This window comes from Paraburkholderia atlantica, from assembly GCF_000092885.1.
GTDB classification, from domain to species: Bacteria; Pseudomonadota; Gammaproteobacteria; order Burkholderiales; family Burkholderiaceae; genus Paraburkholderia; species Paraburkholderia atlantica.
The window spans coordinates 172,102-184,284 of sequence record NC_014117.1 but is presented as its reverse complement, the minus strand read 5'-3'; the positions used below and the strand labels follow the sequence as shown (position 1 = coordinate 184,284).

Annotated in this window: 8 protein-coding genes, 1 tRNA gene and 1 pseudogene; 4 read left to right on the top strand and 6 right to left on the bottom strand. The window is 62.2% G+C overall.

Annotated features, from left to right (window positions below; genetic code table 11):
- Positions 1–2: 2 nt before the first annotated feature.
- Positions 3–698: a copper homeostasis protein CutC gene (locus tag BC1002_RS00815; RefSeq protein ID WP_013088172.1), complete on the bottom strand. Its 696-nt coding sequence runs from the start codon at positions 696–698 to the stop codon at positions 3–5.
- 35 nt (positions 699–733) lie between these two features.
- A complete protein-coding gene (locus tag BC1002_RS00810; RefSeq protein WP_013088171.1) occupies positions 734–2,020 on the bottom strand; it encodes an EAL domain-containing protein in 1,287 nt (428 codons plus the stop codon).
- Between the two features lie 236 nt (positions 2,021–2,256).
- Here BC1002_RS00810 and BC1002_RS00805 point away from each other — a divergent pair, with 236 nt between their 5' ends.
- Positions 2,257–3,912, top strand: coding sequence for a Na+/H+ antiporter (locus tag BC1002_RS00805; protein ID WP_013088170.1), 1,656 nt, complete (start codon positions 2,257–2,259; stop codon positions 3,910–3,912).
- A gap of 62 nt (positions 3,913–3,974) precedes the next feature.
- Here BC1002_RS00805 and BC1002_RS00800 read toward each other — a convergent pair whose 3' ends face one another.
- Both BC1002_RS00800 and BC1002_RS00795 read right to left on the bottom strand, forming a co-directional pair.
- Positions 3,975–5,282 carry a solute carrier family 23 protein gene (locus BC1002_RS00800; protein ID WP_013088169.1) on the bottom strand — a complete coding sequence of 436 codons (1,308 nt, stop codon included), beginning with the start codon at positions 5,280–5,282 and terminating at the stop codon, positions 3,975–3,977.
- 148 nt (positions 5,283–5,430) lie between these two features.
- The gene (locus BC1002_RS00795) at positions 5,431–6,963 is read right to left on the bottom strand and encodes a sensor domain-containing diguanylate cyclase (RefSeq protein ID WP_041734255.1); all 1,533 of its coding nucleotides are present in this window, start codon (positions 6,961–6,963) and stop codon (positions 5,431–5,433) included.
- A 331-nt stretch (positions 6,964–7,294) separates the two neighbouring features.
- Here BC1002_RS00795 and BC1002_RS00790 point away from each other — a divergent pair.
- Positions 7,295–7,972 (top strand): annotated as a pseudogene (locus tag BC1002_RS00790) (Rieske 2Fe-2S domain-containing protein); the annotation flags it as partial.
- 458 nt (positions 7,973–8,430) lie between these two features.
- Here BC1002_RS00790 and BC1002_RS00785 read toward each other — a convergent pair.
- Both BC1002_RS00785 and BC1002_RS39535 read right to left on the bottom strand, forming a co-directional pair.
- Positions 8,431–8,500, bottom strand: a tRNA-Ala gene (locus tag BC1002_RS00785).
- A gap of 257 nt (positions 8,501–8,757) precedes the next feature.
- Positions 8,758–9,255, bottom strand: coding sequence for an AlpA family phage regulatory protein (locus BC1002_RS39535; RefSeq protein WP_157874630.1), 498 nt, complete (start codon positions 9,253–9,255; stop codon positions 8,758–8,760).
- Positions 9,256–9,462: 207 nt separating this feature from the next.
- On the opposite strand from BC1002_RS39535, the gene BC1002_RS35565 reads away from it, so the two are divergent.
- Together BC1002_RS35565 and BC1002_RS00770 are read left to right on the top strand one after the other, a co-directional pair.
- A complete protein-coding gene (locus BC1002_RS35565; protein WP_049870187.1) occupies positions 9,463–10,641 on the top strand; it encodes a site-specific integrase in 1,179 nt (392 codons plus the stop codon).
- Between the two features lie 301 nt (positions 10,642–10,942).
- A complete protein-coding gene (locus tag BC1002_RS00770) occupies positions 10,943–11,968 on the top strand; it encodes a restriction endonuclease (protein ID WP_013088164.1) in 1,026 nt (341 codons plus the stop codon).
- Positions 11,969–12,183: the final 215 nt, after the last annotated feature.

The window sequence follows — 12,183 nt, the reverse complement described above, 5'->3', positions numbered from 1 at the left end:
TTTCAAGTCGCGTCGAGCAGCGCCCTCACCTGCATCACCTTCGCCGGATCGACGGGTGCGAGTCCGTTGCCGTTCACGCGCACGCCGGAGCCGAAATGCACGGCCTCGACGTGCGTTTTGCTGACGAAGTCCGCGACTGCATCGACGGTCAAGCCGGCACCGGCGAGCACCGTGCAATGCGAGCCCGTGGCTTGCCGCACCAGTTCGCTGAGCACGGCTTGCGCCTGCAGTACCGACGGCTTTCCGCCCGACGTCAGCACATTGGTCACCGCCTCGAAACCCAGCAATACCTCGAGCGCTTCGCGCAGATCGCGCGCCTCGTCGAACGCACGATGAAACGTGATCGCGAGTCCATCGGCGGCTCCGCACGCGCGCGCGAGACCTTCACGGTCGATCGCCCGATCGGCATCGAGCATGCCGATCACGATGCCGTTCGCGCCGGCCGCCTTCACCGCACGGATGTCGCGCAGGATCACCGCGTAGTCGTCGGCGTCGTAGACGAACGACCGGCTATGCGGCCGCACGATCACGTTCACGGGTATGGCGACCGCGGCTACCACCGCCTCGATCAAACCCATACTCGGCGTCAGACCTCCCTCGCCCATCGCGGTCACGAGTTCGAGACGATCGGCACCGGCTTGCGCGGCAGCGCGCGCATCGGCGACGGTCGTGGCAATCACTTCGAGCAGCACGGACATGAGCGCAACCTGGTGTCGTTGAAAACGACATCATGTCAGAAGCGCGCGTCGCGTTCGTCTTCGACCCAGTCGATATCGCCGCACAGCACGCAGGTTTCGCCGCCGACGCGCGTTGCCACCGACAGCGTCACGCACGGCAACGCCTCGTTGATCGACAGATACGGCCGCGTCACGTGCACGCGCTCCGGCGCATTGATCGCGACACTGAAGTACGGGCGACGCAGCCAGTTCGCGCCCTGCGCGTCGGCGAGCGGCAGGAAGCGCGTTTCCTGCGCCGCGCGGTCGGCGCGCAGCACGACGTTGCGGCCCGCCTGGCGGCCCTTCGCATCGAGCAGAAAACAGCGCGCCGCGTGATCGAGCGCGAGGAAATTCCAGCACACCTCGTCGAGCGGCTCACCGGCGGCCAGACGCTCCGCGGCGCGCTCGAACGCGCGCAGATACGGCGCGAGCCGGCGCGCGCTGCGCCGCTCGCGTGCCTCGGCCTGCTCGCGATAACGTTCGGTGACTTCACCGATGCAAATCGCCGTGTGGATCGCATCGGCAATACCCGGACTCGGCCGGCCGAAGAAAAACCCCTGCACGAAGTCCGCATTGCAGGCGAGCGCCATTTGCGCTTCGTGCTCGGTTTCGACGCCCTCGATCAGCACGAGCTTGCCCGCTTCATGCAGCAGCGACACGAGCCCCGGCAGGATGGTCGCCATGTCGGCACGATGCGCGGCGTGCGACAGCATGATGCGGTCGAGCTTCACGATGTCGGGATTCAGTTGCCAGATCCGCTCGATGTTCGAATGACCCGCGCCGAAATCATCGAGCGCGATCAGGAAGCCGCGCTCGCGGAACTCGCGCACCGCGTCGGCGAGTCGATCGAGATCTTCGGCGCGCTGCTCGAGCACTTCGAGCACGACGCGCCGCGGCGACAGATCGAGCCGCCGCAGATTCGCGAGCAAAGCGGCCGCGAGATACGGGTCGGTCAGTACGCCCGGATGCACGTTCAGGAACAACCATTCGCGCTCGGCGCCGAGCACCTTGAAGTTTTCCAGATGCAGCGTCTGCGCGAGCCGGTCGATCTGCAGCGCGTCGCCCAGGCGCACGGCCTCGCCGAATACGTCGAGCGGCGACACCGCACGATCGAGCGCGTCGTGCGCGCGCAGCAAGCCCTCATAGCCGACCGCGCGCAGGTGCGACAGACTGAAAATCGGCTGGAACACGCTAGTCAGCGTCAGTTCGCCGTGCTGCACCGAATAGCGTCGAAGGCCCGAGGTCACCTCGACCTCGAAGCCGTGCGGCACGCTCGCCGCCCTGTCCTGTTGCGCAATCGTCATGCAATCCTCTCACGCGAGAAGCCGCCGGTCAGAACGCGAACGGCAACGAGACCGACACTGTCTCTCAAATGTGCGTCATCGTTACCGGTTAAGCAAGGTCCATGCGCACGCTGGCGCACACTGTGCTGTAATTCGCTCGAAAGATTGCACCGGCGACAGCGTTCGTGCGCCGCCCGTGGGCGTGTCGCGCACCGTTGCGGTGCGCAGATTGCCCCTTCATCCGCCCGGAATACACGATGGAAATAGTCTTCACCGTTCTGATCCTGCTACTTGCCGTCGCCGCGTCCGGCGTGCTGGCCCGCGCGCTGCCGTTCAAGCTGCCGTTGCCGCTCGTGCAGATCGCGATCGGCGCGATGCTCGCGTGGCCGCGCCTCGATTTGCACGTCGCGTTCGATCCGGAAATCTTCATGCTGCTGTTCATTCCGCCGCTGCTGTTCGCGGATGGCTGGCGCATTCCGAAGCGCGAGTTCTTCATGGCGCGCCGAGCGATCCTGATGCTCGCGCTCGGGCTCGTGTTCATGACGGTGCTGGTCGTCGGTCACTTCGTGCACGTGCTGGTGCCGCAGATCTCGCTGCCGGTCGCGTTCGCGCTTGCCGCGGTGCTATCGCCGACCGACGCTGTCGCGCTGTCCGGCATCGCCGGCAAGGGCAGGATTCCCGGGCAGCTGATGCATATCCTCGAAGGCGAGGCGCTGATGAACGACGCGTCCGGCCTCGTCGCGCTGAAGTTCGCGATCGCCGCCGCGCTGACCGGGGCGTTCTCGCTGCGTGCGGCGTCGGTGAGCTTCGTGATCATCGCGGTGGGCGGCCTCGCGGTCGGCGCGGCGGTGAGCGCGGTGTTCAGCTTCGTGTCCGCGCGCTTCCTCAATCTCACCGAGGAAGGCGATCCCGCGCCGGGCGTCGTGATGACGCTGCTGATTCCGTTCGCCGCCTATCTGACCGCCGAGCGCTTCGAACTGTCGGGCATTCTCGCCGCAGTGTCGGCCGGCATGATGATGAATTACGCGAGCATCATGGAAAAGTGGCAGGTCGCCTCGCGCGTGCGGGCCACGAGCACGTGGACGATGATCGAGTTCGTGTTCAACGGCATGGTGTTCATCATGCTCGGCCTGCAGTTTCCGCACATCCTCGGCCGCGCTCTGCTCGACGCGCACGAAACCAACGACGCGCAGGTCGCGCTGCTGATCGGCTACATCGTTGCGGTGGCGTTCGCGCTGTACGCGATGCGCTTCGCGTGGGTGTGGCTGCTGCGCTGGTTCTCTAGCCGCGGCGCGACGAAACATGGTGTCGCGAACGCGGTGCCGGGGTTGCGCATGGTGTCGGTGACGACGGTGGCCGGCGTGCGCGGCGCGGTAACGCTCGCGGGCGTGCTGTCGCTGCCGGAGGTGCTGCCCAACGGCACGCCGCTGCCGGGACGCGATCTGGCGATCTTCATCGCGTCGGGGGTGATCCTGCTGTCGTTGCTGGTGGCGGTGGCCGCGTTGCCGCTGCTGCTGCGCGGCTGGCGGCGCGGCAAGGACCCGCACGCGGCCGAGGAAGCGCTCGCGCGCACGCTCGCCGCGCAATCGGCGATTCGCGCGATCGATCATCTGCACGACACCGAGTGCGCGGACCTCGATGAATCGGCTCAGGCCTATGCGACCGATGTGACCGCGCGCGTGATGGACCTGTACCGCCGCCGCCTCGCATCACTCGACGACGAACAGGCGCCACGCGAACTCGCGCGCCGTGCCGATGCGCTCGAATTCCGCATGAAGCTCGCGGCGATGCGTGCCGAGCGCAAGACGCTGCTCGATTTGCGTGACACCGAGCGCATCAACGACGAGACGATGAACAAGCTGATGCGTGAGGTGGATTTATCGGAGACGGCGCTAACCGCGCGCAAAAGGTAGGAGTTCTCTGCTGGATCAACGTCGGTACCGGCGCTTGAAATGCCGGTGCCGAATAAAGACGCTCAGGCCACCGGCCCTTGAGTCGGCTTCCTTCTCAACAGCGCGTACAGGATGATCGCGCCGAACGTCGCGGTGCCGATGCCGCCGAGCCCGAAGCTGCCGAGCTTCAGCGAGAAGTCGCCGGCGCCGAGCACGAGCGTGACGGCCGCGACGATCAGATTGCGGTTATCGGAGAAGTCGACCTTGTTGACGACCCAGATGCGTGCGCCCGTCACCGCGATCAGCCCGAACACGACGATCGACACGCCGCCAAGCACCGGTCCCGGAATCGTCTGGATCACCGCGCCGAACTTCGGCGAGAAGCCGAGCACGAGCGCGATCAACGCGGCGATCACGAACACCAGCGTCGAATAGATCTTCGTGACCGCCATCACGCCGATGTTCTCCGCGTACGTGGTCACACCGGTACCGCCCGCGAAACCCGACACGATCGTCGCGAGCGCGTCGCCGAGAAACGCGCGGCCGATGTAGCGGTCGAGGTTCTGGCCCGTCATCGCGCTGACGGCCTTGATGTGGCCGAGGTTTTCTGCGACAAGGATCACCGCGATCGGCGCGAGCAGCGTCATCGCGTGCGGGTCGAACACCGGCGACATGAAGTGCGGCATGCCGAACCACGCGGCGTTCGCGACGATCGAGAAATCGATCGGCTTTCCCATGCCGAGGCCGTTCGTGACGATCGCGTAGATGACGTAGGCGAGCAGCAGGCCGACCAGGATCAAGAGACGCTGCAGCATGCCGCGCGTGAATACCGCGACCGCGCCGACGCACAGCACCGTGACGAGCGCCATCCACGACTCGAAATTGCTGCCGCTCACGCCATGCACGGCGATCGGCGCGAGGTTCAGACCGATCACGCAGACGATCGCGCCGGTCACGACCGGCGGCATCAGCGTTTCGATCCAGCCGGTGCCGACCGCCGCCACGATCAGGCCGATCACCCCGTACGCGACGCCGCACGCGATGATGCCGCCCAACGCGACCGGAATATTCGGGTTCACGCCGTGTCCGCCGTAGCCGGTCACCGCGATCACGAGGCCGATGAACGCGAAGCTCGAACCGAGATAGCTAGGCACGCGCCCGCCGACGAGCACGAAGAACAGCAGCGTGCCGATGCCCGACATGAAGATGGCCAGATTCGGATCGAAGCCCATCAGCAGCGGCGCGAGCACGGTCGAGCCGAACATCGCGACGACGTGCTGGACGCCCATCGCGAACATCTGCGGCCAGTCGAGCCGTTCGTCGATGCCGACGATGCCGCCCTCGGCGACGGCAGGCTGGCGGCGCCAGCGGGGGAAATAGGATGCGGCCATCGCGGGGATTCTCCTCTGGGTCGGCGTGGTGTGTGCCGATCACGCGCTGCGGCGTGGGTCCGGCGAAGTTACGCGCGAGTTTACGGAGAGCAACAAGGGCTGGCAAGCAGACCATGAAGCGGGCAGAAAAGCTCGGCCCGGGAGCGCGTCAATTCGCGCCGCGCGCGTCGGTGTCTGGCGTCACCGCGGCGCCGTCCCGCGAGGAGTTGTCGGTCGGCGTGTCGAACACCATCACCCGATTACGGCCTCCATCCTTCGCGCGATACAGCGCTTGATCGGCGGCGTCGACGAGCGCGCGGCTGGTCGCGAATGCCGCGTCCTGCGCCGTTGCAGCTCCCGCGCTCACCGTCAGCACGTGATGCGTGCTGGCCACATGGCGGCATTGCAGCGCCTGCACCGCCGCGCGGATCTGCTCGGCGATCCGCTGCGCGCCCGTCGCATCCGTGTCCGGCAGCAGCACCGCGAACTCCTCGCCACCGAAGCGCGCGGCCGTGTCGCCCGGACGCCGCACGTTCTGCGCGATGCAACGCGCGACGCCGATCAGCGCTTCGTCGCCGGCCGAATGACCGTACAGGTCGTTGAAGCCCTTGAAGTTGTCGACATCGATCAGCAGCAGCGACAACGGCCTGCCGTTGCGCTGCGCGCGTCGCCATTCGTCGTTCACGTGTTCCTCAAACGTGCGACGGTTGTTCAGGCCGGTCAGCCCGTCCGTGCGCGCCAGTTCACGCAATTCTTCCTCGGCCGCGCGGCGCAGACGCAACTGGCGTGAGAACAGGATCGCCAGCGCGATGATCGTCACGTCGAGCGCGACGATCAGCGTGCCGATGATCCATGCGCGCCGCCGCCATTGCACGTAGATGTCGCGCGTGGACAGCGCGACGTCGAGGATCAGCGGAAAGCCGTCGATATGGCGGAACGCGTACCAGCGCTCGACGCGGTCGATCGCCGCGGTGCCGAAGAAGTCGCCGCTCGGCTGCTTGACGAAGCGCGAGAAGTTGGCCGTGCCGGTCAGGTTGATGCCGATCGTTTTCGGATCGTACGGACGACGCATCAACATCGTGCCGTCGCTGAGCATCAATGCCATCGAGCCGCTCGGCCCGAGCTTCATGCCGTCGAACAGCCGATGAAAATACGTGAGGCGCAGCGTGCCGACCACCACGCCGCCGAAGCTGCCGTCCGGCCTCGAGATGCGCCGGCTCAGCGCGATGCGCAGGTCCTCGTCGGTGCCGCTCCGGCTGAACGGATGGCTGATGTACAGGCCAACGTCGGGCGAAGCGCGCTGTACCTTGAAGTAATCGCGGTCGGCATGGCTGTGTGCGCGCGGCGGCCACGCCCGTGAATCGAAACGCACGTTGCCGTTCTCGTCGAGCACGAACACCGAGCCCATGTCCTGAGCGCTGATCGAGCCGTCGAACAGCACCATCTGTCGGATCGCCGGCGGCAGATCGAGCACGCCCGGCTGCCTGAGTCCGTCGATCACCGCGCGCAGCGACAGGTCGTAGATCTCGAGATTGCGCGACACGTCGCGCTGGACCAGCAGAGATATGTTGGCGATGGAGTCCTGCGCGCGCCGCAACGCATCTTCGCGCATCTGTGCGAGCAGCGACACGGCGATCGCGAGGATCGCGCCGGCTAGCAAGACACTGATCGCAATCACGTTGTTCGGTCGGCGCGTCACCATGCGTTTTTGATTTTGACTTGCGCTGAAGGTCGCGCGTGAAAAAGCGGCCACGTCCCGGCAATAACGGCCAATTACGCGGCCTACGAAAACGTAAGCGTAGCAGACATGGCGCATCGGCAAACGTTTGCATAGCTGGATTCTTGCCCTTATGCGCCAGAACGGCGCGCCGGAAGCCCCGTCCGGTGGGGGTTTGCGCCCCATCGCCAGATGATCCAGGAGTCGTCCAATTATTCGGATAGTGAATGCATATTGGCTGGATAGTTGGCCTCTCCACTCGGGTATTCAATCGAGCCTGTCACGTTCAAACGATTGGACCCAAGGAGAGAGACACATGAGCGAGAAGCGCAGCGCCGGCGAATGGCGCGAATTCGTTAGCGGCTGTCTGGACTTCCGCCCGGCGGAAGGCGTCTACAGGATTGCCCGCGAAATGTTCACCGAGCCCGAACTGTTCTCGCTCGAGATGGAGCACATCTTCGAGAAGACGTGGGTCTATGCGTGTCACGAAAGCGAGATCTCCAACAACAACGATTTCCTGACGATGCGCGCGGGCCGCCAGCCGCTGATCATCTCGCGCGACGGCGCCGGCAACCTGAACGCGATGATCAACGCGTGCCAGCACCGCGGCGCGACGCTCACGCGGATGAGCAAGGGCAACCAGTCCACGTTCACGTGCCCGTTCCACGCATGGTGCTACAAGAACGACGGCCGCCTCGTGAAGGTGAAGGCGCCGGGCGAATACTGCGACGACTTGGACAAGTCGGTGCGCGGCCTGAAGAAAGCGCGCATCGCGAGCTACAAGGGCTTCGTATTCGTGAGCCTCGACGTCGACGGCACGGACACGCTCGAAGACTATCTCGGCGACGCGCGCATTTTCTTCGACATGATGGTCGCACAGTCGCCGACCGGCGAACTCGAAGTGCTGCCCGGCAAGTCGACCTATACCTTCGACGGCAACTGGAAGCTGCAAAACGAAAACGGTCTCGATGGCTATCACGTGAGCACCAGCCACCTTGCGGCGGCAATGCGTTCTCGTGGTGGTTGGCCGTCTGGTAATTGGTTGTCCGCTATAGTTCCGTCGCCGTTTTGGGTTGCTCTGCCCCGCCTGAAGCGGTGCATCCTAGCGCACTTGCGAGGCGAGATATGCCAGGGCCTGGCGATTGTACGGACTGGCTCGAACTAGCCGCGGCATTGCCCACCGTGCTACAAGATCGTGAATCTCTAGTGCAGCGGTTTCGACGGCGCCCAATCGTCCCACCGCGTGGAGCTGACGACCAACTGACTCGCTTGATGCGTCATTAAACTGCTGCGGCAGGAAGTTTGGCTAGGCGAGCAAAGCAGGGGTACGTGTCGACTCACCGCATGAAACGAAATGGATCGAAGTTGACCAAATCCAGTTACATGCCGGTTACACGACCCGCGGAAAAAGAAAAGGGTTACAGGCAAATCACCTGTAATCCTTTGATTTTCTTGGGAGGAGGAGGATCGAACTCCCGACCTTCGCATTGCGAACGCGACGCTCTCCCAGCTGAGCTACCCGGTGCGTTTGATCGACGATCCGGCAAGGGACCTTGCTTCAACGAACGAAACGGGACACTTCAACGTGACAGCCGACCGTCCATTCACTCCTGATGCTATCAACAATCCGGCGTGGAGTGCGTGGTATCGGACTTCGCTTCGGCCCGCCCGCCGAGCCATCTTGAATCCTTTGGCGGACCATAGCCTCGGACGGACCACTCGGCGCGCATATCAGCACCGTCGTCGCCTGGACGTCCCCAGGGCCGCAAGCGCCGGCGGTCATGGTAGGCCCTCTTGGCCCTGGGAAGCACAGGACTCCACCCGGTAGTCCGCAGGGGAAGCCAAAAAGGCCTCGATGTCGGTGACGCGCCATCCGGTCGAACCCGGGCCGATCTTTAATGGCGCGGGGAAGGTGCCATCCTTGATGCGCTTATAGATGGTCGAGTGAGACAGGCCCGTTTCCCTCTCCACCTCATCACGACGCATAATCGCGTTTCGCGCTCGTCGAACCGGCTCCGTCACTCCTGCCTCGATCGAAGCCGATCGCATAGGCTTTTCTAAGGCGCCGGTCTGCACTTGCGCCTTCCGGCCCGACCTGACACCAAAATCGATCAGCATTCTCGCGACCTGCTCCCCCGCTGCGCACCACCGCGCAAACGCCTCGCAATAGGCCGCCAGCGAAATAGCGTCAACGGCATTCAACACTCCCGCGTCGCGCAACTGTCTCGCTGCCATGGGCCAGTGGCTGATGGCTGCCGGAGACAACAGTTCCTGCACCCTCCTGTCGTCAACGGACTCCTTGCGGTATCGCTGAGCTACGGCAGGCGCAGCTTCGCGCTCTGTCTGGCTCGGTTTTCGTCCACTCATAACGCGCTCCCCAAGATTCCCGTCGAACAATCAAGTGTAGGACCGTAGTGACCGGGGCGTCGCACCGCGGATTCCGGATGCAATCAACGATGGCCGGACGCGAGCCTGGGCGTGGGCATGGCGGAGTCGCAAATCGCTGCCCCCGCCGACCTCACGCTTGCAAGCTCGCCGATCGGATCTCGAAGCCGTGTTCAGCAATCCGTGCGCTTCAGACCGCCTTTCAAGAGCCCGCCAACTGACGCGCCGCGCCTGTCCGAGGCAATCGAGGCATATATCCGCGCCAAGAAGGCTAAAGACGCCTGGACGCCGAACACGGAACGGGCAAACCGGGCCACATTCAGGCTCACATTGCAACACTTCGGCGATCGTCCAATCGATCGATTCAGTAGCGACGACATGGTCCGGTTCGTCAATCTGTTGAAGCAGTTGCCGGCAAACTTGAGCAAGTTGCGTGTGAAGGAGGGTAAGACTCTCGAGGAAGTAGCAGATCTTGACCTTCCGCCGATGGCTCCACGCACGGCCGGCGAGCATATGTCCCGCATCAGTAGCCTGTTCCGATGGTGCTGCAAGGTTGAACAGTTCCCGATTACGTTCAACCCTGCAGAAGAGTTCGCTGCCGGGAAGAAGCAAGCGACCTACGAGCGTCGACCATTCACAAACGACGAACTGGCGCTGCTGTTCTCTTCGGCGGAGTTTGCGGCGCGTCGGTTCCGGTTCCCATACGAATACTGGCTCATGCCTCTCGCCATTTACACGGGCGCTCGCTTGGGCGAACTCTGCCAGATCAGTCTGGCCGATTTTGTCGAGATCGAAGGCGTTCACTGCATCGCGATCAATGACGAACAACCGGAGCAGAGTCTCAAAAATGACAACGCGAGGCGCCTTGTTCCAATTCACAGCGAGCTCATCGTCCTTGGCTTGCTTCGCTATGTCGATTGCCTGAAAGTGCGCGGCGAAGTCCGCCTGTTTCCCGAGCTGACGTTGACGCCGACGTCGAGTCACGAAGCGTCAAAGTGGTTCGGAAGGTTTCGTCGCCACGCCGGTGTGACGGCAAAGCAGGAGACAGTATTCCATTCGTTCCGGCACGGCTTCATCACTTGTTTGCTGGATGATGAGCGGGGAATCTCGGAGCATCAGATCGCGCCAATCGTCGGCCACGAGGCGAAACTGGTCACCGGTCAGGTCTACTGGAATAAGAAAGACGCTAGGAAGCGGAAACCCATAGTCGAGATGTTTGCGCTAGATGCTTCTGTTCGCGAGCTCATTCCGCCCATCGAGCGGGTTAGCTTCATTTGATATTGGGCGGAAAGACAGACAGCCGTAGACCGCTCGGACGAGCGGTCCATGTCATGCTTGCGACTGTCGCGCGCCGGTTAGTCTTAAGCCTTGTGGCGGCTTGCTTAATGTGTAGACGTCGAGACTTGATTTGAAGGGCGGTGTCAGTCGTCGGTCTCACTTCGGCCACATTGCATGTCTGAATCGTTGATAACCCGTGCATCTTAAAAGATCCTTAAGTTTGAGCAAACCTTGCCGATATAGCGGATGAAACGAAGGCACATAAGCAGATACTAATTTTACATACGGAAGAAAAATTCAGATGAGGCCAGAAGGTAGCGCGCAACAGTTCGAAAGTATCGTAGCTGAACTACTCGTCAAGCTGGGATTCGAGAAAGTTGAGCGCAACATCGCGCACCCAGCCAGAAGAGCTGAGGTCGACATCACGTTTCGAAAAAAAAGCGAACTCGCGGTGGTTGAGGTAAAAAAATACCGATATGCATCGCCACCACCGTCTGACGTTTTCCTGCGCGCTCTGCATCAGATCTCACTCATAGAGCATGAAACTGGGGCGAAGGTCTCCATGCTCGTAATGTCATGCCCCCTAATTCCCCGACTAAGAGATGTCGCCGATCGATTTGCTAACCCTAATCTGGTGATCTGGGACGCAGATCAACTCCTCGAAAAAGCCTCGCCCTTCCCTGATCTCCGCAAGCGACTAGAAAGCCTGCTGGAAGTCCCTGTCTCGAACATAATGCAGTTTTTGGCGGGCCCCGAGGCGTTGGGCGAAGGGGAAGGTCCAGAGTCAAACCAACCCAAGGGGGAAGCGTTAGCGAAGGCATTGCAAGCTGTTGTTCCCGGCAAGGAGCAGGCGAGCATTTTTGAAGAGAGATGTATCGAGGCTCTAAAATACATTTTCGATACAGATCTTGTTGGTTGGCACGAACAACTCGAAACCGAAGACGGACTGCATCGTCGGGATCTGGTATGCCGGATTAGGGAGACTTCGGAAGTCTGGGCGTTGATGCTTAATGACTTGAAAAGCCGATATGTGATTTTTGAATTTAAGAACTACACCAAACCAATTACGCAGAAAGAGGTCGTTACGACCGAGCGATACCTATATCCCGCAGCTCTTCGAACCGTCGCTATCATCATCTCACCTCAAGGGTCGGCGCCCTCAGCATTGAAGGTGAGTCAAGGTGCTATGAGGGAACATGGGAAACTCATCTTGTCTCTAACAGTCAGCGAACTGTGTTCTCTTCTTATCGGCAAGGATCAAGGCTCCGACCCAAACACATTTCTATTCGAACAGGTTGATGAATTTCTAATGAGCCTTGGACGGTAAGTTCCCGCCGTCTGCTGACGGCCTGCTTTCGGTTTGCGCGAATGTCCCTTGCGGGGCCGGGTGCCGCCTTTCGCCACCTGCATAGTTGAGCCGCCTTCGCTGCATCTGACGGTGTCTGACAGATGACGTCCTGATTTATACACTTAATGAAACGGCGCGTTTCAGCACGCTTCGGCTCGCAGGAGGAACATTTCGGCGCATATCTGGCCGTTTTC